We start from the raw sequence: 21564 nt of genomic DNA on the forward strand, positions 1-21564 counted from the left end.
CGCGAATGCAGTGAGTCAGTCGCTGCTAATATTGCTTGATAAACCGCATTCGCGAGCAAGCCCGCTCCCACAACAGCCGGTTTCCACACTCAACTGGGTGGCGTTTCGGTTTTCAATTGCTCGCGAAACGCCTTGGGTGAGAACCCGACCCGGCGGCGGAACAGCCGAGAGAAGTTGGTCGGGTCGGAAAAACCCAGCACCTCCGACATTTCATTGATGGTCATGCTGGTGTAGGTCAGCAGGCGCTTGGCCTCCAGCAATTGGCGGTCGTGCATGATCTGCAGCGCAGGCTGCCCACCCAACTCCCGGCACGTCCCGTTCAGGTGTGAGACCGAGATGCCCAGCTTGTGGGCCAGGTCTTCGATCTTCGGGTGTTCGCGGTAATGCTGTTCGACCAACTGGGTAAAGCGCCGGAAGTATTCACGCCCCCGTGGGGCCCGAGGGTGGCGACGCTGGATGGCCTGGCGGCTGATCCACACCAGCAGCACGCTGACCAGTGCGTGCATCATCATGTCCCGCGCCGGTTGTTCATCGGCGTACTCATCCTGCAAGCGGACGAACAGGCTGTTCAGGTAATCACTGTCCTTGCCTGCCGGGTAACTGCCCAGCGCCTGCAAGGCCTCTACCGTGGTGCCCAACTGCGTCTGCAAATGGCTGACCAGCGGCGCCGCGAGCGTCACCACGTAACCTTCGACATCCTCGGAAAAACGAAACCCGTGCACACACAGCGGCGGTAATACCTGCAGGGTCGCCTCGTTCAGGGTGGTGCGCTGACCTTCTATTTCAAGCTGTGCCTGGCCTTTGTGCACGTACAGCAACTGGCACAGATCCGCGTGCCGGTGGGGCTGGATTTCCCACTGGTATTCCCGGCTGCGTCGGGAAATGGTTTCGCAGTGCAACAAATCGGGGGTCGGCCATTGCTGGTTTTCCCCGTAAAGCTTGAAGACCGGAATTGCGGTTTTGGTCATGGTTTCAATCCGATACTCAGGAGAGTGGTGCGGTAATCGCCCCGATTGGCAAAAAGCGCAGGCTTTGTCTCAGTTTTCACCTTCTTATGCCGGCCACTCAAGTGAAAAATGTCAGCTACAAGACCAATGACAATTCTTTCACCCCATCCGTTCGGATGGAGCTTGCGGGCGATAAAAATAATGAAAACGCTGAAAACCCAAGTCGCCATCATCGGCGCCGGTCCTTCGGGACTGTTGCTCGGCCAACTGCTGCACAATGCCGGGATCGAGACCCTTATCCTAGAGCGCCAGAGCGCCGATTACGTGCAAGGCCGCATCCGTGCCGGGGTGCTGGAGCAAGGCATGGTCGACCTGCTGAGGCAGGCGGGCGTCAGCCAGCGCATGGACACCGAAGGCCTGGTGCATGATGGCTTCGAATTGGCGCTCAATGGCCAGCTTACCCACATCGACCTCAAGGCGCTGACCGGCGGTCAGTCGGTGATGATCTACGGCCAGACCGAAGTCACCCGCGACCTGATGGCCGCTCGCACCGCCGCTGGCGCCATCACCCTGTACGAGGCCCGTGACGTGCAGCCCCACGGACTCAAAAGTGATCGGCCCTGGCTCACGTTCGAGCATCAGGGCGAAGCCTTTCGCCTGGAGTGCGACTACATCGCCGGTTGCGATGGTTTCCATGGTGTAGCGCGCCAATCGATCCCGGCCGATTCACTCAAGGTGTTCGAGCGGGTCTACCCCTTCGGCTGGCTGGGCATCCTCGCCGATACGCCGCCGGTGCACGCTGAACTGGTGTACGCCAAGCACCCGCATGGCTTTGCCTTGTGCAGCATGCGTTCACCGACCCGCAGCCGTTATTACCTGCAAGTGCCGGTGGACGAACCGATTGACGAATGGCCCGATGCGCGCTTCTGGGACGAACTGAAAACGCGTCTGCCCAGCCATCTTGCCGAGGACCTGGTAACCGGCCCATCGATTGAAAAAAGCATCGCCCCGCTGCGCAGTTTCGTGGTGGAACCAATGCAGTACGGGCGCCTGTTCCTGCTGGGCGACGCGGCGCATATCGTACCGCCCACCGGCGCCAAGGGTTTGAACCTGGCGGCCAGTGATGTGAGTACGCTGTATCGGATCTTGCTCAAGGTCTACGGCGAAGGACGGCTGGACTTGCTGGAGCGCTACTCTGCCATCTGCCTGCGGCGGGTCTGGAAGGCCGAGCGGTTTTCCTGGTGGATGACCTCGATGTTGCATCAGTTTCCCGAGGCGGACGGTTTCAGCCAGCGCATCGCCGAGAGTGAGCTCGATTACTTCATCCACTCCGAGGCGGGGCGCAAGACTCTCGCAGAAAATTACGTCGGACTTCCTTACGAAGCTATCGAATAGCCTGCTATCGTATCGAGCATTCCCGTGGGCCGCCTTTTCCCGCGGGCCCTGCTCGAAGGTTCCGCCGTGACGCACCTCAACCAGCCCGTTCCGCCGCTGCCCGCCGTGCGCAGCATCCTCGCCTCGCTGATGATGGCGATCTTCCTGGGGGCTCTGGACCAGACCATTGTCGCCGTGTCCATGCCGGCCATTTCCGCACAGTTCCACGACGTCAACCTGCTGGCCTGGGTCATCTCCGGCTACATGGTGGCGATGACCGTGGCGGTGCCGATCTACGGCAAGCTCGGCGACCTGTACGGACGACGGCCGATGATGCTGATCGGCATGGGCCTGTTCACCCTGGCCTCGCTGTTCTGCGGCATGGCGCAAAGCATGGAGCAATTGGTGCTGGCGCGGATCCTCCAAGGCATCGGTGCTGGCGGCATGATATCGGTGAGCCAGGCGATCATCGGCGACATCATCCCGCCCCGCGAACGTGGGCGCTACCAGGGCTATTTCAGCAGCATGTACGCGGTGGCCAGCGTCGCCGGGCCGGTGCTCGGCGGCTACATGACCGAGTACCTGTCGTGGCGCTGGGTGTTTCTGATCAACCTGCCTTTGGGCGCTGGCGCCTGGTACGTGGCCCATCGCACCCTGGTCGGGCTGCCGGTGCCGCAGCGCAAGCCGATCATCGATTACCTCGGTACTGTGCTGATGATCGTCGGCCTGACCGCCTTGCTGCTGGGCATCACCGAAATCGGCCAGGGCCATCATTGGCGCGACGACGAAGTGCTGGGGCTGTTGATGATTGCTCTGGTGGCGTTGACGGTGTTTGTCTGGCATGAGCGCCGTGCGCGTGAGCCGTTGTTGCCGATGCATCTGTTCGCCAACCGCAGTGCAGTGTTGTGCTGGTGCACGATCTTTTTCACCAGCTTCCAGGCGATTTCCCTGACCGTACTGATGCCGTTGCGTTATCAGACGGTGACCGGTTCCGGGGCCGACAGTGCGGCCCTGCACCTGCTGCCGCTGGCGATGGGGTTGCCGATGGGCGCCTATTTTGCCGGGCGCATGACCTCGGTGACCGGGCGCTATAAACCGATGATCCTCAGCGGCGCGCTGCTGAGCCCCTTTGCAATCCTCGGCATGGCCATGAGCGCACCCCAGGCGGTGGGGCTGACGGCGATGTTCATGCTGCTGTGCGGGATCGCTGCCGGCATGCAGTTCCCCACCTCGCTGGTGGGCACGCAAAACTCGGTGGAACAACGCGACATCGGCGTCGCCACCAGTACCACCAACCTGTTCCGTTCCCTCGGCGGGGCAGTGGGGGTCGCGTGCATGTCGGCGCTGTTGCTGGCGCTGTTGCAGGATTCGAGCTTCGCCCACCTGGCCAGCGGCGCGCTGGTGAGCGAAGGCAGCTCTGGCAACGTACTGCTCGACGGCCTCAACGCCGCCCCCGGCCCGGCGCAAGACGCCCTGCGGGGAGAACTGGCGGTGACGTTCCGGCATTTGCTGATGGTGAGCGCCGCGGTATCGCTGCTCGGGCTCGCGGCAGCAATCGCAATGCCGAACCGAGTGCTGCGCGGCCGTGAGGACAAAGCCAAATAAACTGCCCGGACGCTAAACCAACCGCAACCACGATGCGAAGCGCGCCGCTCTTGATCTTGCCGTTGCTTTTGATCTCAGGCGCCCCCCACATCCAGGTCGCCTGTCAGGCCGCTTTCGCGGGCAAGCCCGCTCCCACGGTTGGATCGCGGGGTAACAGTTGAATAACGGTCGGCTGTCAGGCCCTCACCGCAAATCGTATTTCAACGTTCCATCAAGGGCTGTAGTACCCGACCGCCACCATGAAATGCCCCGCCTTGCGCACATACGCATGCTTATTCTCGACCTTATCGGTCACCGGGTTCTTCCAGCGGTACTTGTATTCCCCCTGATCCTGCTCGGCCATCAACTTCAGGATCGGCTCTCCCACCGGCCGGCCATCCGGATCCTTGATCTTGCTGAAATCGGTATTGACCAGCCGCAGGTTGGTACCGTGGGCCACATAGCGCTTGGTCTTGAGGTCCACCACAAACACATAGAGGTCATCCTGCAGGAAGCCTCCCTGCAATGAGTTGATGGCCTTGAGCGTGCCCGCTTCATCCTTGAGCAGCGCGCTCACCGCCTTATTGCGCAGGGCCCTGGCCTGTTCCGGAGTGGCCCGTGGCAAGTAATAACCCACCGCCAGGATGCGTTCGCCCACGCGCTGATAAAACACGTGTTTATGTTCGATCTTGCCGTCGTTCCAGTTCTGCCAGCGGTAATCGGCCTGCTGGATGCCCTGGCCTTCCGGAACCTTGAGCGCGTCCTTGAAGGACTGGCGCAGATCCGGTCCCAATACGTCGGACACATCGCGGCCGATCAAGGCGGAAGAGGGCCCGCCACTGGCCAGCAGCACACCCTGGGTGTCGACCACGAACACATAGCGGTCCTGGTCGATGAACTCGCCTTGCCGGCTGAAGGCGGCAAAGGCCTTGTCGCCGTTGCTCTGGTAGTAAGCCAGGGCTTTTTCCAGCAATGCCTTGGCTGCCTGCGCGTCCTCGTCCTGAGTCGTGGCGGCGTGCACCTGGCTGAAACACAACAGCAGCAGCCAAGTGAGTCGGAGCAGTCCCTTCATGGCCTATCCCTCGTTATTGTTGGTGTGACCACAGCGTAGACGCCCGTGGCTCAAGGTGCCGCCAGCCATTGATTGACGATGCCGTCATACACCCCGGTGGCGACGCTCAGGTGCAACCACTGGTCGACGTAACTCTTCCACGCCACATCATCGCGTGGCAGCAGAAAGGCTTTCTCACTGTATTGCATCTGCCGCTCCGGGTTGACCGCACACAGCCCAGGCTTGAGCTTTTGCTGGTAACGCGCTTCGCTGGCGTCAGTGATCATCACGTCGGCCTTGCCCGCCAGCAGTTCGTCAAAGATGGTCACGTTGTCATGCAAGCGAATGTTCGCCTGGCCGAGGTGCGCGCGGGCAAACACTTCGTTGGTACCGCCCGCCGGCTCGATCACCCGCACCTGGGGCTGGTTGATCTGCTCGACGGTCTGGTAGCGCTTCACATCGGCGCAGCGCACCAGCGGGATCTTGCCATCCACGCCCAGGGCCTGGCTGAAGAACGCCTTTTTCTGGCGTTCCAGGGACACGGAAATGCCGCCCACGGCGATATCGCAGCGCTGGGCCAGGAAATCCGGCATCAGGGTTTTCCAGGTGGTAGGCACCCATGTGATGTTGGCGTTGAGGCTCTTGGCCAGGGACTCGGCCATGGCAATGTCGATGCCTTCATAGCGGCCGTCGGCACGCAGCGAGGTATAGGGCTTGTAGTCACCGGTGGTGCAGACCGTGAGCGTGCCGCGCTCAAGCACCTGGTCAAGGCGCGAAGGGGCCGTGTCGGCCAGGGCGCTGGTTGTCAGGCTTGCCAGTACACACAGGGCTAAAGGTGCTTTCATGCGGTGGAATCCTCGGGGCAGGGTGAGGCTGTTGTTTTTGTAGGCGCGAGCTGGCTCGCGAAGCACTCAAGGATGTCGAGTTTAGCCTGACGCCCCGCGTCATCGTAACGTCCTTCGCGAGCAAGCTCGCTTCTACAGAGGCAAGCAGCGTGACATTGGTGCGGCGAATGTTTAGCCAAGTTGCAACCAAACTCCGTCAACCCTGAATTTACCCACCTATGCAGGCATGTGACGCTGGCGGTTATCTCTAGCACTGTGATCCCCGCATGGACGGCTCCTCCGATACCCACCCCGCGACACTGCCGTCCGATCTCGCGTTCTGGGCCCTGTTCCACTGCCGACACGCACGCCCACCAGATACCGCATTCCTACGTTGATCCATCCCCTGGATGGCGCGCACCTGTGCGCCTGCCCGACACCTACGTATGAGAATGCCCATGAGTGTTTTTGCCAGCCTGCACGAAGCCCAGTCTTTCCTTGAACACAACCCGGACATCGAGATGTTCGAGTTGTTTATCCTCGACAACAACGGCGTACCACGCGGCAAGTTGTTGCATCGCGATGAACTGCTGGCGGTGTATGAAAGCGGCCGCCCCTTGCCCAGCACCATCCTTGGCCTGACCATCAACGGCGACGACGTGGAAAACTCCGGGCTGGTCTGGGAGGTCGGCGATATCGACTGTCGCGCCTACCCGATCAGCGGCAGTTTGCAACGCATGCCGTGGCGGCTGATTCCCACCGCCGCCGTGCAGGTCAGCATGCACCCGACCGAAGGCCTGCCCGCCACCGTGGCCGACCCTCGGCATTTGCTCGCCAAGGTGATCGATGGCCTCAAGGCCGATGGTTACTACCCGGTGATGGCGGCGGAGCTGGAGTTCTACCTGCTCGACCAGAAGCCGGACAGCAATGGCCGTCCGCAACCGGCGCGCGATGTCGACGGTGGGCGCCCGCGCTCGACCCAGGTTTATGGCCTGCGAGAGCTGGAGCAGATCGAGCCCTTCCTCGCCGACCTCTACAGCGCCTGCAAACTGCAAGGCATCCCGGCGCGCACGGCGATTTCCGAATACGCGCCGGGCCAGGTGGAGATCACCCTGGAGCATCGCATCGACGCCCTGCAAGCCATGGACGAAGCCGTGCGCTACAAACGCCTGGTCAAAGGCGTGGCACATAAACACGGGATGGCCGCCTGCTTCATGGCCAAGCCGTTCGACGACTTGGCGGGCACCGGCATGCACATGCACGTGAGCCTGGCGGACGCCGAGGGCAACAACCTGTTCGCCAGCGAAGCCACGGACGGCACGCCGCTGTTGCGCCAGGCCGTGGGCGGCATGCTCAGCACCTTGCTTGATTCACTGCTGATGTTCTGCCCCAACGCCAACTCATACCGCCGCTTCCAGACCAACAGTTACGCTCCGCTGGCCGCCACCTGGGGCGTGGACAACCGCACCGTCAGCCTGCGCGTGCCCGGCGGGCCGGCCAACTCGCGGCACATCGAACACCGCATCTGCGGCGCCGACGCCAACCCCTACCTGGCCGCCGCGGCGATCCTGGCCGGCATCCATCGCGGCATCCGTGAACAACGCGACCCCGGCGCCCCGGTAGAAGGCAACGGTTACGCCCAGGCCAAGGAATTGCTGCCCACGGACTGGTTGACCACCCTGCGTGCACTCGAAGGTTCAAGCTGGGCGCGAGAGGCATTCGGCACAGAATTCCTCGGCGTGTACCTGGCGGTAAAACGCGCCGAATATCGCCAGTTCATGGGTGAAGTGGGGGAGCAGGATTGGCGCTGGTATTTGCATCAGGCGTGAGCGGATTGACGGTAGTGAGGGTTTCGACCTTTTTTTCACGTTGCAGTGGTTAAGCTGCAAATCAAGGTCGTTCACTGCCGTTCCACCCCTATGAGCCCGCGATGTCGCCACAACCACCTTCCTCCATCGAGATCGAATACGCCGAGCGCTGCGACCGTGAGCACGCCAGGGTCTGCGGCGAAACGCGCCCGCCCGGATTGCGGCGGCGCCTGGCGTCGTGGCGCGATGAGTGGTTGGTACGCCAGGCGCTGAAAGTCGCCGGTGAACCTGGGCTGGTGCTGGACCTGGCCTGCGGATCCGGGCGCTTCTGGCCGGTGTTGGCCGAACACATCAACCGGGTGATCCTGGCGTCGGACAATTCCCAGGACATGCTCGACCATGCCCGCACCCACCACCCGGCGTCCTTGCTCAAGCGCGTCAAGACATTCCAGGGCTCGGCGTTTTCCATCGGTCTGTCGGCGAATGCGGTGGACTGCATTTTCTGCCTGGAATTGTTTCGGCATGTGCCCAGCAGCGAAGGGCGGCAGGCGCTGCTGCGCGAGTTTCACCGGGTCAGCCGTGACACGGTGATTGTCTCTGTCAGTTCTCGTACTGCGGTTGAGGACGAGTTTCGCCAGGCTGGCTTCAAGGTCCTGCACCACCAGGAATTCATGCCAGGCTCAAGCCTGTGGCGGGTCTACGTGCTGCGTAAGAGAGGATAAGCCCCGTCTGTCGGACTATTCTTCATATCCTGTCGGAGTTTTCATGGACGCCTGTGCACTGCGGATGCTCGCAAGTCCCTTTCGCGATATATACTGCGCGCCATTCTTCAAGGGAGAGCCGTGTGGCCATCGATATTCACTGGATCTGCGACAACGATAGCCTCGGCCAGCATTGCGCCGAATGGCAGCAGTTGCCATTCGTCGCCCTCGACACCGAATTCATGCGGGTCGACACCTTTTATCCCATTGCCGGGCTGATCCAGATTGGTGATGGCGTTCGCGCTTACCTGATCGACCCCCTGACCATCGACAACTGGCAACCCCTGGCCGCCTTGCTGGAAAACCCGGCGGTGATCAAGGTGGTGCACGCCTGCAGCGAAGACCTCGAAGTGTTGCTGCGTCTGACCGGCAGCCTGCCAGTGCCGTTGTTCGATACTCAATTGGCGGCGGCTTACTTGAACCTCGGTTTCTCCATGGGCTACTCGCGCCTGGTGCAAGCCGTGCTGGATATCGAGCTGCCCAAGGGCGAGACCCGTTCGGACTGGCTGCAGCGGCCACTGTCCGAGACGCAGGTCAGCTACGCCGCCGAGGACGCGGTGCACCTGGCCGAGGTCTATACGCGGCTGCGCCCGCGGCTGTCGGATGATAAATACGCCTGGGTCCTGGAAGACGGCGCCGAGCTGGTCGCCAACCTGCGCCGCGAAGTCGACCCTTACGAGGTGTACCGCGACGCCAAGCTGGCGTGGAAACTCTCGCGTGCACAACTCGCCGTGCTGCGTGAACTGTGCGCCTGGCGCGAGCAGCAAGCCCGCGCCCGTGACCTGCCGCGCAACCGCATCATCCGCGAACACTCGCTGTGGCCCCTGGCCAAATCCCAGCCGGATAACCTCGCCGCCCTGGGCAAGATCGAAGACATGCACCCGCGTACCGTGCGTCAGGATGGCCAGTTCCTGCTGGACCTGATCAAACGTGCCGGCAGCGTGCCGATGGACCAATGGCCGCCTGCCGTTGCCGAGCCGTTGCCGGTGGATGCCGCCGCACTGATCAAGCAACTGCGTGCCCTTGGCCAGGCTGAAGCCGAACGCCTGGACATGGCGCCGGAACTGATGCTGCGCAAGAAAACCCTCGAAGCCCTGGTCAAAAGCGGCTACCCCGATGGGCCTTACCAATTGCCAGACTCGCTGCGTGGCTGGCGCCGCGAGTTGATGGGCCAGGCGCTGCTCGACAGCCTGGCCATTGCCGGAGAACAGCCTTGAAACGTATTTGCTCCATCTACCGCAGCAAGAAGAAAGACGGGATGTACCTCTATGTGCTCAAAAGCGATGCCCTCGAGCGCGTGCCGGAGCCGCTGATGGAGGCCTTCGGCAAGGCCCATCACGCGTTTGACATGGTACTGACGCCGGAGCGCAAGCTGTCCCGCGAGGACATCGCCGTGGTCCTGGAAAACCTCGACAAACAGGGCTACCACCTGCAAATGCCGCCGGCCGAGGATGAGTACATCGAACACTTGCCCGAAGAGCTGCTGCGCCGCAACGACCCGATGTGATCGGCGAGTGCCCCAGGGCACAGGCTTCAATGGAATCGTATAAGTGGGCGGTGGCCGTAAGGATGCGGGCGGCCGCCCGTACTGTTTTTGAAAGGTTTTAAGCATGCGTGTTCTGATTGCTGAACAGGATCACCCGCTCTACGCCAAGTTGCTGGGCGAAGCGGCACCGGACCTGGAGGTGCTGACCAGCGGCGACTCGGCCGAGCTGTCACGCCTGGCCGCTGACTGCCCGGTATGGCTGGGCCAGCCGGACCTGTTGGCCACTTTGTTGCGTCAAGGTCATCACCCGCAATGGCTGCAATCGACCTGGGCCGGCATCACCCCATTGCTGGCCGAAGGCCTGCCCCGTGACTATCGCCTGACCCGAGCGGTCGGCATCTTTGGCCAGGTCATGGCCGAGTTTGTCCTCACCTACATGCTCGGGCACGAGCGCGAGGTATTGGCGCGCCTGGTCAGCCAGGTCGAACGCAAATGGGACAATCGCATGGGCCAGAGCCTGGCGGGGCGCAAGGCGCTGATCGTCGGCACCGGCGATATCGGCCAGCGTGTCGCCGAGTTCCTGCTGCCTTTTGGCGTGAAGCTTTACGGTATCGCCAGCACCGCACGCGAGCAGGCACCGTTCATCGAGGTGGCCGGGCTCGACCAGTTGGGCCGGCTGGTGGGGGAGGTGGACTACGTGATCAACCTGCTGCCCAATACGCCGAATACCCATGACCTGTACGACGCGGCGCTGTTCAAGCAATTCAAGCCGACCGGCTTGTTTATCAACGTCGGGCGCGGCGTGGCGGTGGTGGATGCTGACCTAGTCGAAGCCTTGAAGGAAGGGCATTTGGCGGGTGCGGTAATCGATGTCTGCCGCCAGGAACCGTTGCCGCAGCGTCATCCGTTCTGGACCGCCTGGGGGCTGTTGCTGACCGGCCACAGTTCGGCGCCGACTTCACCGGAGTTGATGGTTGAGCTGTTTGTGCAAAACCTGCGGGCGTACCAGGCCAAGGACGCGTTGCGCGGGGAAGTGGATTTCGAGCGCGGTTACTGAAACCACCGCAACGTTGTAGGAGCCGGCAAACCGGCTCCTACAAGGTGCTACAGGCTGAAATCACCTTCTGAAACCAGCTCGCTCAGCGGTTTGCGCGGGCTGGGTGTTTCACGGCCTTGCAGGTATTCCGGCAGGCTCGACTTGTCCCCCAGCTTGCCAATCGCCACGGCGGCATGCAGTGCATAACCTTCCGGGATTTTCAGCTCTTTGCGGGTCAGCTCCTGGTCGAAGCCGGCCATGCCGTGGGTGTGCCAGCCGCTGAGGCTGGCCTGCAGCGCCAGGTGGCCCCAGGCGGAGCCGGTGTCGAAGGTGTGCCACAGGGCGGGGGTTTCTTCCGTGGCGCCGGGGGCGATGAAGTCGGTTTTCGAGGCGATGATCACCAGGGCCGACGCATGCTGTGCCCAGTTACGGTTGAATTCATTCAGCAAACCCAGGAAACGCTCCCAGTCTGGCGTGTCGCGGCGCGCGTAGAGGAAACGCCACGGCTGCGAGTTGTAGGCGGAAGGTGCCCAGCGTGCGGCTTCGAAGAAGCTCAGCAGGGTGTCCTTGGAGATACTCTCGCCGGTGAAGGCGCGAGGCGACCAGCGGTCGGTGAACTGGGTGTGGATCGGATAATCGGCAACACGGGTCATGAGCAGTTCCTGATCGTCAATTCGGCGCTCAAAGCTACTGCGCGGCCACTAGACTGACAAGTGTTGTTACACCGCCAGTCGCTAGCGCTTGGTTCCAGCCGCCTGGGGCACTAGACTGGCGGCCTTTTCACCTACCGATACTGATGTAGAGCCATGGCCGCCAAAGTCGAACCTTTCTGGATACGCAAAACCCTCGAGCACCTCGACCAGGAGGAGTGGGAGTCGTTGTGCGACGGTTGTGGCCTGTGCTGCCTGCAAAAGCTCGAGGACGAAGACGACAACAGCGTCTATTACACGCGTATCGCCTGCAAACTGCTCGACCTGAAAACCTGCCAGTGCACCGATTACCCCAACCGCCGTGCGTCGGTACCGGACTGCATCCAGCTCACCCCAGGCCAGGCCGACCAATTCAAATGGCTGCCGCCGACCTGTGGTTATCGCCTGGTCAGCGAACGCAAGGACCTGCCGTTGTGGCACCACCTGGTCTGCGGCGACCGCGACGCCGTGCACCACGAACGCATTTCCCAGTCCGGGCGCATGCTCAGCGAAGGCAGCGTGCCCGAAGACGACTGGGAGGATTACCTGATTTTCCGCGCGGGCTGAACAAGGAGTGTGTATGAGGGGGGGATTCAAGCTGACGGCATCGGTCCTGCTGTTGGCGCTGAGCATGCCGGCGTGGTGCGCGAAGAAAGTCGACCTGGATTATCACGTCAAACTCCTGCCCCAGAGCGATCAGGCCGAAGTACGGGTGAGCCTGTCCCAGGGCTCGGCGGTGCGCAGCCTGAACTTCGACCTCGGCCACGACGGTGACTACAGCGACTTCAAGGCCGATGGCCAGTGGAGCGTCACCGAGCACCGTGGCCTGTGGCAACCCAGTGCCAGCAAAGCCAGCCTCACCTACCGCGTGCGCCTCACCCACGCGCGCAAGCCGGGTAGCTATGAGGCGCGCATGACGCCGAGTTGGGCGCTGTTTCGCGGTGAAGACCTGGTGCCGCCGGCGCGGCTCGACCAGCAGGACGGTATCGAGCTGGTCTCGCGCCTGGTGTTCGAACTGCCGGCCGGCTGGAAAAGCGTCGAAACCGCCTGGCCGCGCATCGGCAAGCACAAGTTCCGCATCGACAACGTCTCGCGCCTGTTCGACCGGCCCACTGGCTGGATGCTCGCCGGCAACCTCGGCAGCCGCCGCGTGCGCCTGGGCGAGACAGAAGTCACCGTGGCCTCGCCCAAAGGCCAGGCCATGCGCCGCATGGATGTGCTGACGTTGCTGACCTTCGTCTGGCCGCAGGTGGAAGCCGCTTTCCCGCGCCATCCGGCCAAGCTGCTGGTGGTGGGCGCCAGCGATCCGATGCGTCGCGGGGCGTTCTCGGCGCGCGACTCGCTCTACCTCAACAGCCGTACCCCGTTGGTCAGCGAAAATGGCAGCAGCCCGTTGATTCGTGAAGTGGTGCAGGCGATCGGGCGCTTCAACGACCACGACACCAGTGACTGGATCAGCGAAGGCCTGGCCGAGTACTACGCCATCGAGTTGGTGCGCCGTGCCGGTGGCATTACCGATGAACGCTATCAGGCGATACAGGCGCGTTTGGTGAAGGAAGGCAAGGACGTGACCAGCCTGCGTGGCGAACACGTCAGCGGTGCGACAGTGTCACGCGCGGTGGTGGTGTTGCAGGAGCTGGACCGCGAGATCCGCGTGAAGACCCACAACAAGCGCTCCCTGGATGACCTCGCGCAAGCGGTGATGCGCGCCAACCGCATCACCACCGCGGAGTTCGTGCAACTGGCCGAAAGCGTCATCGGCGAGTCATCGGTGGTGCTGGATAACAAACTGCTGCGTTGAACTCGCCGCGAACCCTTGCTGAACCTGCCGCAAAACCTTGTAGGAGCCCGGCTTGCCGGCGACAGGGCCCTCAAGGACGCCATCGCCGGCAAGCCGGGCTCCTCCAGGTCGGGGTGGTGTCAGCCGGTGGTTTTTACGGCCTTCTCAGCCGCCACTTCGGCCTTGGTCTTCAAGTTCTTCAACTCTTCCCCGGCCCGCTCGATCTTCGCGCGCACGGTGTTCATTTCCTGACGGCCCTGCTCGAGCTTTTCCTTCAGGTTGCTGTGCCCGGTAAAACCACGGGCCAGTGCCACACCGCCAATCGCTACCTGAATCAAACCGAAAATCCCGCCACGGCGCAGGCCTTTGCCGACCATCATCACGCCACCGGCCACCGAGCCGATGCGTTCCCAGCCGTGCACGTTTTGCGCGGGCTGGGTCTGGAACGGCGTGTGTTCGATGATAGGTCGCAAGGTTTTGCTGTCGCTCATGATCTGTCTCCAAAGAGGGCTAGTGATAATCAGCTGACTGCCCGCAGGCGCCGGATGTTCCCGAAATATCAGTACTTGGGGCCCGAACGGGTGTTGTTGCCCTTGGCCAGGCGATCGTAGAGCACCACGTTGACGGTGGCGGCGAGGTTCATGCAGCCGGTGGTCGGGATGTAGACCACGTCTTCGCACCAGTCGCGGATCTCCTTGTCGAGGGAGCCGTCTTCCGGGCCGAAGATATACAGCGCGCGGTCGGGGTGGGTGTATTCCGGCAGGGGGCGGGCGCCTTCCACCAATTCCACGGCGACGGGGATGCAGCCCAGCGGCAGGATTTTTTTCAGGTCATCGATACCGATCAGCGGAATGTCGTGGTGGACCTTCTTGGTGTCGGTGATGAAGTCCCGGGCGCGCTCGTAACGCACGCCGGTGTAGAACACCGAGGCCACGCCGTAGCAGCCGGCGGCGCGCATGACCGAACCGACGTTTTCGGGGGATTTGGGGTTATACAGACCGATGCAGCTGTAGCGTTTATTGCCCACGGGGAAGGGTGCCTTGGAGAAAAACCGCGATTATACGGCCTTGGGGTAATGGGGTGTTTGGGCGATCGCTTTCGCGAGCAAGCCCGCTCCCACATTTGTCCCGTATGTCCCTTGAAATGCGGTCGAATGTGGGAGCGGGCTTGCTCGCGAAGAGGCCAGAGCAGGCAAAAAAGAGCTTCAGTCGTCTTTTTTCATCAGGCCCGCCAACGCCGCAAACGGGTTATGCGTGGCCTTGGCAATCGTCGGGCTGCTGGTGGAGCCTTCGCCGAAGTACTGCTGGTCGGTGTAGCGCGAGTGTTCGTTGTCGTGGCAGTACAGGCACAGCAACTCCCAGTTGGAACCGTCCTGCGGATTATCATCATGATTGTGGTTTCGGTGGTGTACGGTCAGTTCACTCAAGCGTTTGCCGGAGAACTCACGGGCGCAGCGGCCGCACACGTGGGGGTACATCTTCAGGGCTTTATCGCGGTAGCCCATTTCCCGGTCGCGCTGGGCATCGGCGAGGATACGGTCCAGCTTGGCGGTGTGGGAGGGCGGATTGGTCGAGCTCATCATGGCTCCTGGCTATTTGGTGGTTCACGGATAGGGTTGATTCTAGCCGCTCGGGCTATAAATAACCGCTTCACTTTATCGATAAGGACTTGAAACGCATGCGTCTGCATTCATGGACTGTTGCATTGTTGCTATGTGGGATGGCTGCCCAAGCCCAGGCGTTCTCCACGCCAAAACCCGGGCAGGTGATCGAGGTGGCACTGGAGCAATTGCACCCGACCCAGGCGGTGGTGGGTTTTGACCAGATTTACTACAGCCTCGGCCTGTTCGCTGACAAACCCGCGAAGGTCTTCGATGAATACTGCGAAACCAACGGCCAGGGCGAGGCCGACACAGTGCCCAAGAGCGCGGATCTGCACAAGCCGGCGAGCTTCACCTGCAAGGACCCGGTGGGCACTCATCCCGAGGATATGAAAACCGTGGTGGTCGGCCCCGGCGGCCAGTTGTACCTGACTGACGGTCACCACAGCTTCACCACCTTGTGGGAGGTGCCAGGCGGCGGCCCGCGCTTGAACATGTGGGTCAAGGTCACCGACGACTTCAGCAACAGCCCGACCATGGCGAACTTCTGGCAGCGCATGGAAGCGGCGCGCAAAGTCTGGCTCAAGGACAATCAAGGCCAGGCCCTGCCGCCCGAGCAGTTGCCCGCCCACCTGGGTTTCAAGAACCTGCAGGACGACACCTTTCGCAGCCTGGTGTATTTCACCCGCAAGGCCGCGTATGGCAAGCCGGACAGTGGGGAGATCGCACCGGAGTTCCTGGAGTTTTACTGGGGTTACTGGCTGCGTACTCAAATTGATCTGGGCAAGTACAACCTGAACAAGAAGGGCGGCTACAAGGACGCCATTGAGGCCGTCGCAAAGCGCATGGTCAGCCTGGCGCCGGGCTCACAGGTCGGCGACAGCGGTTTCACCGCCCATCAACTGGGCGGCATGACTAAACTCGACCGAAATGAGCTGGAAAAGACCTTCGACAAAAAAGTCCCGTATGTGATCGATTACCGCAATTCCCTGCGCTAACCGATCACACCTTCTGCGCAATCCAGATGGTATGCCGCGTGCCCTTGTTGCCGTGGGCAAACACCTGCACTTCCTCTGCCTTGAAACCGGCCTTGCGCAGTTTGTCGCTGAACAGCTTGTCCGCGCTGGCCGACCACACGGCCAGCACGCCTTTGGGGCGCAGGGCCTTGGCGCAGGCGGCCAGGCCGCCGGCGGAATAGAGCCAGCTGTTGGCCTTTTGCGTAAGGCCTTCCGGGCCGTTGTCCACATCCAGCATGATCGCGTCAAAGCCCTGGGGCTCGGCCTGTAGCACCTTGGCCACGTCTTCCTGGCGGATCACGGTACGCGGGTCCAGTAAGGGGCGGCCGGATTTTTCTCCCAGCGGCCCTCGGTTCCATTCCACCACGCCCGGCACCAGTTCGGCCACCACCACTTCAGCGGTCTTGCCCAGATGCTTGAGCGCCGAGGCCAGGGTAAAGCCCATGCCCAGGCCGCCAATCAACACCCGCGAACCGGGGCGGCCGGCGACTTTGCGGCAGGGGATTTCCGCCAGGGCATCTTCGGAACCGTGCATGCGCGTGTTCATCAACTGGCCGCCGTCACCGCCCTGGATCTTAATGACGAAATCTTCGCCGTACTCGAACAGGCACAAGGCACCGCCGTTGTCGGGAATCGGGGTGGTGTCGAGCAGAACGAAACGTTTCATGGAAATCTCATTGGGAAGGGCATTCTTGCGCGGTTGGGAGTAGCCTTGTGACATTCCGGTCAGGCCATGGAGCCATCGATGAAGTGCAGCATTCTAACGGTCATTGTGTTGAGCGCGCTCGCATTGGGTGCGGCGCAGGCTCAGGAGTTGCAAACCGTACCGGTCGCGCCAGCCCCGACACCGGGCGCGCCGGGCACCCCGACGCCGACCTTGTACCCGCAAGTCACCCCGCCCGCCGTGCCCAAGACCAATGGCTCGCCGCCCCTGGTGCCCATCGTGCTGCCGACGCCGCCGAAGGACCAGACCGTGCCCGGCCTGCAACAGAACGACAGCAAGCCGAAGACGCCTGGTGGTTAAAACTGTTGCGAGAGGAGTTGCCCATCGGCCATGCGCAGGCGCTTGGACAGGGCGATGGCGATTGCGCGGATGATCTTGGCAGCCACCCTGGGCGCCTCGTTGAGCATCTTTTCCAGGGCGTCCTTGCCCAGGTTCAGCAGCACGCAGTCGCTGGCCGCCACGCAACTGGCGGAACGCCGCTCGCCGTCAAGCACCGCCATTTCGCCAAAGGCCCGGCCACTGCGCAGGGTGGCGATCGTCAGGCGCTGGCCTTCATGATTGGTTTTCTGCACCGCCACCTGGCCGCTGTGGATGATGCACATGAAGGTACCGGCATCGCCCTCGAGGAAGATCACTTCGTCACGGGCGATGCTGCTGATGTTGAAGTAGCCGGCGGCCACATGAAAATCTTCCGGCAACAGCGGGTCGAACAGGCCGCAGTCCATGAGCATGTCGCGGATTTCGTTATTCAGAAGCGTAGGTTGTGGCATGGCTGCAGTATTGATCCATCAATCATTTTGGGCGGTCCTGTGTTCAGACAGGACCTCCCGGCGAAGTTCCTTGAACCAGGCCCAGCGCCTTGAACACAAATCCATATTCGAGTGCTACGTCACGTAATCCCTGGTAACGACCGCTCATGCCACCGTGGCCGGCGCCCAGTTCGGTCTTGAGCAACAGCAGGTTGTCGTCCGTCTTGGTATCGCGCAACTTGGCCACCCACTTGGCCGCTTCCCAGTACTGCACGCGGCTGTCGTTGTAGCCGGCGATCACCAGCAGGTGCGGGTAGGCCTGGGCGCTGACGTTCTCGTACGGTGCGTAGGCCTTGATGCGCTCGTACACCTCGGGCTCCTGCGGGTTGCCCCACTCGTCGTACTCGGTGATGGTCAGCGGCAGTTCCGGGTCGAGCATGGTGTTGAGCACGTCGACGAACGGCACTTCGGCAATCGCCGCCTGGAACAGCTCGGGGCGCTGGTTGAGCACCGCACCGATCAACAGGCCGCCGGCACTGCCGCCGCTGATGGCCAGTTGCCTGGAGGTGGTCAGGCCCTCGGCGATCAGGTGTTCGGCACAGGCGATAAAGTCGCTGAAGGTGTTCTGCTTGTGTTCCTGCTTGCCGGCGCGGTACCAGGCTTCGCCCAGTTCGCCGCCACCGCGCACATGCGCAATCGCGAAGGCCACGCCACGCTCCAGCAGGCTAAGGCGTGCATGGGAGAACCACGGGTCGAGGCTCGAACCGTAGGCGCCATAGCCGTACAGGTACAGAGGCACAGGCTTGCCCGACTGATCGCGCTTGACCACCAGGCTGATCGGCACCTGAGTGCCATCCGCCGAGGTGGCCCACAGGCGCTGGCTCACATAGTCGTCAGCGTTGAATACGCCGAGCACCGGGGTTTCCTTCAGCACCTGTTGCGCGCCGTTGACCAGTTCCAGCTGGCGCACCTGGGCCGGGCGGTTCAGGGCTTCGTAGCGCAGGCGAATCCTGTCGCTGACAAATTCCAGGCTGTTCTGGACGTAGAGGCTATAGGCGGCGTCCGGCAACTCCACGCGATACGCCGGCACGCCTTGCGGGTGCACTTCGATCACCGGCAGGCCGCCGATGCGCAGGCTCAGGGTCATGGCGCTGGCATTCAGGCTCACGCCGTCGAGCATCACCTCGTCGCTGTGGGGGATCAGGTTCTGCCATTCATCCTCGGTTGGGATGTCGCCAATGTCGGTCGCCACGAACAGTGCGTAGTTGATGCCGTCGCGGTTGCTGCGGATAAACCAGGTCCACGCGCCATTCAACTGGCCGTGATCGACATCGTATTCATGGTCCTCGACCCGTGGCGCCAGGCAGGTGAAGTCCAGGTGCGGCTGGTTGGCATCCAGCGCCCAGATTTCGCTGGTGGTCTTGCTGCCCAGCGACAGCAGCAACTGGCGCTCGGAGCTGGAACGGTAGCAATGCAGGAAGAATCGGCCGTCCGGCTCGTGGAACACTTCCTGCGCGGCCGTGCCGTCCAGGCGGTAGCGATAGAGTTTGTGCGGGCGATGGGTGTCGTCCAGTTCGCCGAAGAACAGGGTCAGGCTGTCGTTGGCCCAGGTCATGCTGCCGTCGCAGTCCTGGAACTCCAGTTCGCTGACCTTGCCGGTGGCCAACTCCTTCACGTACAGGGTGTAGATCTCTTCACCGCTGGTATCGAGGCTGTAGGCCAGGCGCTGGTGGTCGGGGCTGATGCTGAACGCGCCGAGGGAAAAGAAACCGCCATTGGCCAGCACGTTCGGGTCCAGCAACAGTTCTTCGCTGCTGTCATCCACCTGGTTGCTGTCGTCGGCCAGACGGCGGCAGCGGTAGTGACGGGCGTACTCGTCGCCGGCGGTGGTGCGGGTGTAATAAAGATACGGGCCCCACGGCGAGGGCAGGGACAGATCGGTTTCGAGAATGCGGCCCTTGATCTCCTCGAACAGGGTTTCGCGCAGCGCCTGCTGGTCGGCGAGCTGGGCTTCCTGCCAGGCATTTTCGGCCTTGAGGTAATCGAGCACTTCAGCGCTGTCACGCTCCTGCAGCCAGGCGTACGGATCCTGGCCTGGGGCCTTGCGGGCAATCGGGGTGGTCGATATAGGCATGGATTATTCTCTATCTGGCGGACGGTGGCAGGCATTGCAGCCGCGACACGCAAAAGCCGTTATCATAGCCGCCTGTTTGCCAACCTTGCCATGGACACCATGACCGAGAACGACTATCTGACCGCTTGGGGCCTTTACGCCTTCGCCGCTTTGGGCTGCCTGTTGGTGTGGTGGCGCATGACCCGCTGGATCTGGCGCTGGCTGCGCGAGCCGCTGCAATTGCTGATGGCGGTGCTGCTGTTCAGCCCGACCATCGTCGACCCGGTCAAGACCCAGTTCGCACCGGCCGTGGCCATCACGGCCCTGGACCTGGTGCTCAAGGTCGGCAACAACGCCTGGCGGGCCATTTCCGATCTGTTCATGTACACCATGATTGCCTTTGGCGTGTACATCGTGTTTGTGCTGATCCGCTGGCCCATCGAGCGCGCCGCCAACGCCCGCCGTGAGCGCAAGGCCGCCGCCGCGGCAGCCCTGGCCGCCGAACCGGATGAAGATGAAGATGACGTGCCTTTCCGCCGTCCTGCACCCGTGAGCGGTATGCGCGTAGAACCGCGCCTTTAACGTCGTCCGCCCTGCAGCGAGAGCCCTGGCATGTGTGAATTATTGGGCATGAGTGCCAACGTCCCCACCGACATCGTGTTCAGCTTTACCGGGCTGATGCAGCGCGGTGGGCGCACCGGTCCCCACCGTGACGGTTGGGGCATTGCGTTCTACGAAGGTCGTGGCTTGCGCCTGTTCCAGGACCCGGCCGCCAGCAGCGAATCGGAAGTCGCGTTGCTGGTGCAGCGTTACCCGATCAAAAGTGAAGTAGTGATTGGCCATATCCGCCAGGCCAATGTCGGCAAGGTCAGCCTGGCCAACACCCACCCGTTCGTGCGCGAGCTGTGGGGCCGCAACTGGTGCTTTGCGCACAACGGCCAGTTGGCGGACTTCAACCCCCGCGCCACCTTTTACCGCCCGGTGGGTGACACCGACAGCGAAGCGGCCTTCTGCGACCTGCTCAACCGCGTGCGCGAAGCGTTCCCTGAGCCGGTGGACATCGAGAAGGTGCTGCCCGACCTGATCGCCGCCTGTTCCGAATACCGCAGCAAAGGCGTGTTCAACTGCCTGCTCAGCGACGGCGACTGGCTGTTCTGCTACTGCTCGACCAAATTGGCGCAGATCACCCGGCGCGCCCCGTTTGGCCCGGCGCGTTTGAAAGATGTCGACGTGATCGTCGATTTTCAGGCCGAAACCACGCCCAATGATGTGGTGACGGTGATCGCCACCGAACCTTTGACCGACAACGAAAACTGGACCCGCTACGAACCGGGCCAATGGAGCCTGTGGCGACGCGGTGAATGCGTCAGCCAGGGCATCACCGAGTAAGGATATCGCCCATGTTGCTCAGTTATCTGCGGTTGGTGCTGTTTGCCATTGGCCTGTTGGTCGGTGTGCAAGTGCCGGGGTTCATCAATGACTATGCCAAGCGCGTCGAAGCCCACCTGATCGAGGCCCAGACCGGCCTCAGCGGGTTTGAAAGCACCGCACGGCAATTCTTCAACGGCGATTTGAAGGCGTTGGTGGCGCATTACCGCGCCAGTGACGATCCGGTGTTCCAGAGTGACGCCAACAGCCTGGGCGCCATGCTTGACCGCCAGGTGGCGTTGGACAAGCAATTCCAGGCCATGCAAGGCCCGTGGTACATCCGTGCCCTGCAAGTGGCGGTGGCCGCCGACCCGGATATCCGCCAGGAAACCTGGAATGGCTACAGCTACCAGATCCTGCTGACGCCTGAGGCAATGGGCTGGGGCTTGGGCGGGGCGATGCTGCTGTCGTTTGGCCTGGAATGCCTGTTCCGCCTGATCGACTGGGTCGTGCTGGGCGGCAAGCGCCTGCGCCAGAGCCGGCCGATCGAAGAGCGAGACCTCAAAGGCCTCTAAAGACCGACGCGGTCAACTGTGGGAGCTGGCTTGCCTGCGATAGCTATTTATCAGTTAATGCATCAGTGACTGATACACC

At 62.2% G+C, this 21564-nt stretch carries 24 protein-coding genes; 14 read left to right on the forward strand and 10 right to left on the reverse strand.

The annotated features are described in order from the left end of the window. Positions 1–89 precede the first annotated feature (89 nt). The gene (locus BM70_RS0124280) at positions 90–968 is read right to left on the reverse strand and encodes a helix-turn-helix domain-containing protein (protein ID WP_025858446.1); all 879 of its coding nucleotides are present in this window, start codon (positions 966–968) and stop codon (positions 90–92) included. Between the two features lie 180 nt (positions 969–1148). On the opposite strand from BM70_RS0124280, the gene pobA reads away from it, so the two are divergent. Together pobA and BM70_RS0124290 are read left to right on the forward strand one after the other, a co-directional pair. Next, positions 1149–2342 carry a 4-hydroxybenzoate 3-monooxygenase gene (gene pobA / locus BM70_RS0124285; RefSeq protein WP_025858447.1) on the forward strand — a complete coding sequence of 398 codons (1194 nt, stop codon included), beginning with the start codon at positions 1149–1151 and terminating at the stop codon, positions 2340–2342. A 66-nt stretch (positions 2343–2408) separates the two neighbouring features. Beyond that, positions 2409–3926, forward strand: coding sequence for an MDR family MFS transporter (locus tag BM70_RS0124290; RefSeq protein WP_025858448.1), 1518 nt, complete (start codon positions 2409–2411; stop codon positions 3924–3926). Between the two features lie 211 nt (positions 3927–4137). Here the strand turns inward: BM70_RS0124290 and BM70_RS0124295 are convergent, their stop codons facing one another. Beyond that, positions 4138–4977, reverse strand: a complete 840-nt coding sequence (locus BM70_RS0124295) for a cache domain-containing protein (protein ID WP_025858449.1) — start codon at positions 4975–4977, stop codon at positions 4138–4140. Positions 4978–5027: 50 nt separating this feature from the next. Next, positions 5028–5801: a transporter substrate-binding domain-containing protein gene (locus tag BM70_RS0124300; protein WP_025858450.1), complete on the reverse strand. Its 774-nt coding sequence runs from the start codon at positions 5799–5801 to the stop codon at positions 5028–5030. Between the two features lie 437 nt (positions 5802–6238). On the opposite strand from BM70_RS0124300, the gene BM70_RS0124305 reads away from it, so the two are divergent. The 5 genes from BM70_RS0124305 to BM70_RS0124325 all read left to right on the forward strand — a co-directional run bounded on the left by BM70_RS0124305 (position 6239) and on the right by BM70_RS0124325 (position 10892). Next, positions 6239–7609 carry a glutamine synthetase family protein gene (locus tag BM70_RS0124305; RefSeq protein WP_025858451.1) on the forward strand — a complete coding sequence of 457 codons (1371 nt, stop codon included), beginning with the start codon at positions 6239–6241 and terminating at the stop codon, positions 7607–7609. 101 nt (positions 7610–7710) lie between these two features. After that, positions 7711–8310: a class I SAM-dependent methyltransferase gene (locus BM70_RS0124310; protein ID WP_025858452.1), complete on the forward strand. Its 600-nt coding sequence runs from the start codon at positions 7711–7713 to the stop codon at positions 8308–8310. Between the two features lie 122 nt (positions 8311–8432). Continuing rightward, on the forward strand, positions 8433–9566 hold the full coding sequence (gene rnd, locus BM70_RS0124315; protein ID WP_025858453.1) for a ribonuclease D: 1134 nt from the start codon (positions 8433–8435) through the stop codon (positions 9564–9566). Then, a complete protein-coding gene (locus tag BM70_RS0124320) occupies positions 9563–9856 on the forward strand; it encodes a YcgL domain-containing protein (RefSeq protein ID WP_003189597.1) in 294 nt (97 codons plus the stop codon). The genes rnd and BM70_RS0124320 overlap by 4 nt, the downstream gene beginning before the upstream one ends. 103 nt (positions 9857–9959) lie before the next feature. Next, positions 9960–10892, forward strand: coding sequence for a D-2-hydroxyacid dehydrogenase (locus BM70_RS0124325; protein ID WP_025858454.1), 933 nt, complete (start codon positions 9960–9962; stop codon positions 10890–10892). A 47-nt stretch (positions 10893–10939) separates the two neighbouring features. Here BM70_RS0124325 and BM70_RS0124330 read toward each other — a convergent pair whose 3' ends face one another. Beyond that, positions 10940–11524 (reverse strand): nitroreductase family protein, encoded by a 585-nt coding sequence (locus tag BM70_RS0124330; protein ID WP_025858455.1) that lies wholly within the window; start codon positions 11522–11524, stop codon positions 10940–10942. Positions 11525–11677: 153 nt separating this feature from the next. On the opposite strand from BM70_RS0124330, the gene BM70_RS0124335 reads away from it, so the two are divergent. Together BM70_RS0124335 and BM70_RS0124340 are read left to right on the forward strand one after the other, a co-directional pair. After that, positions 11678–12127: a YcgN family cysteine cluster protein gene (locus BM70_RS0124335; RefSeq protein WP_003172524.1), complete on the forward strand. Its 450-nt coding sequence runs from the start codon at positions 11678–11680 to the stop codon at positions 12125–12127. 13 nt (positions 12128–12140) lie between these two features. Further along, on the forward strand, positions 12141–13361 hold the full coding sequence (locus tag BM70_RS0124340) for a hypothetical protein (RefSeq protein WP_025858456.1): 1221 nt from the start codon (positions 12141–12143) through the stop codon (positions 13359–13361). Between the two features lie 119 nt (positions 13362–13480). Here BM70_RS0124340 and BM70_RS0124345 read toward each other — a convergent pair whose 3' ends face one another. The 3 genes from BM70_RS0124345 to BM70_RS0124355 form a co-directional block, all read right to left on the reverse strand. Next, positions 13481–13831, reverse strand: a complete 351-nt coding sequence (locus BM70_RS0124345; protein ID WP_025858457.1) for a DUF2892 domain-containing protein — start codon at positions 13829–13831, stop codon at positions 13481–13483. Between the two features lie 68 nt (positions 13832–13899). Then, positions 13900–14367 carry an RNA methyltransferase gene (locus BM70_RS0124350; RefSeq protein WP_003189607.1) on the reverse strand — a complete coding sequence of 156 codons (468 nt, stop codon included), beginning with the start codon at positions 14365–14367 and terminating at the stop codon, positions 13900–13902. 177 nt (positions 14368–14544) lie between these two features. Continuing rightward, positions 14545–14919, reverse strand: coding sequence for a YajD family HNH nuclease (locus BM70_RS0124355; RefSeq protein ID WP_025858458.1), 375 nt, complete (start codon positions 14917–14919; stop codon positions 14545–14547). Positions 14920–15017: 98 nt separating this feature from the next. On the opposite strand from BM70_RS0124355, the gene BM70_RS0124360 reads away from it, so the two are divergent. After that, on the forward strand, positions 15018–15938 hold the full coding sequence (locus BM70_RS0124360; protein ID WP_025858459.1) for a ParB/Srx family N-terminal domain-containing protein: 921 nt from the start codon (positions 15018–15020) through the stop codon (positions 15936–15938). Between the two features lie 4 nt (positions 15939–15942). On the opposite strand, the gene BM70_RS0124365 is transcribed toward BM70_RS0124360, so the two are convergent. Continuing rightward, positions 15943–16623 carry a spermidine synthase gene (locus BM70_RS0124365; protein WP_025858460.1) on the reverse strand — a complete coding sequence of 227 codons (681 nt, stop codon included), beginning with the start codon at positions 16621–16623 and terminating at the stop codon, positions 15943–15945. 78 nt (positions 16624–16701) lie between these two features. Between BM70_RS0124365 and BM70_RS0124370 the strand changes: the two genes are divergently transcribed. After that, complete coding sequence (locus BM70_RS0124370) at positions 16702–16980, forward strand: hypothetical protein (RefSeq protein ID WP_025858461.1); 279 nt, start codon at positions 16702–16704, stop codon at positions 16978–16980. On the opposite strand, the gene BM70_RS0124375 is transcribed toward BM70_RS0124370, so the two are convergent. Together BM70_RS0124375 and BM70_RS0124380 are read right to left on the reverse strand one after the other, a co-directional pair. Beyond that, positions 16977–17450, reverse strand: coding sequence for a cyclic nucleotide-binding domain-containing protein (locus BM70_RS0124375; protein WP_025858462.1), 474 nt, complete (start codon positions 17448–17450; stop codon positions 16977–16979). The two genes, BM70_RS0124370 and BM70_RS0124375, sit on opposite strands and share 4 nt — an antisense overlap. Positions 17451–17493: 43 nt before the next feature. Next, a complete protein-coding gene (locus tag BM70_RS0124380; RefSeq protein WP_025858463.1) occupies positions 17494–19563 on the reverse strand; it encodes a S9 family peptidase in 2070 nt (689 codons plus the stop codon). 24 nt (positions 19564–19587) lie between these two features. On the opposite strand from BM70_RS0124380, the gene BM70_RS0124385 reads away from it, so the two are divergent. From BM70_RS0124385 to BM70_RS0124395, 3 genes are read left to right on the forward strand one after another with little or no spacing between them, the layout of a single operon-like run. Continuing rightward, positions 19588–20124: a hypothetical protein gene (locus BM70_RS0124385; protein ID WP_025858464.1), complete on the forward strand. Its 537-nt coding sequence runs from the start codon at positions 19588–19590 to the stop codon at positions 20122–20124. A gap of 30 nt (positions 20125–20154) precedes the next feature. Beyond that, the gene (locus BM70_RS0124390; RefSeq protein ID WP_016975237.1) at positions 20155–20931 is read left to right on the forward strand and encodes a class II glutamine amidotransferase; all 777 of its coding nucleotides are present in this window, start codon (positions 20155–20157) and stop codon (positions 20929–20931) included. Positions 20932–20942: 11 nt separating this feature from the next. Next, positions 20943–21485 carry a DUF2937 family protein gene (locus BM70_RS0124395; protein ID WP_025858465.1) on the forward strand — a complete coding sequence of 181 codons (543 nt, stop codon included), beginning with the start codon at positions 20943–20945 and terminating at the stop codon, positions 21483–21485. The last annotated feature ends 79 nt before the right edge of the window (positions 21486–21564 follow it).

The organism is Pseudomonas sp. CHM02 (genome assembly GCF_000612585.1).
Lineage (GTDB): Bacteria > Pseudomonadota > Gammaproteobacteria > Pseudomonadales > Pseudomonadaceae > Aquipseudomonas.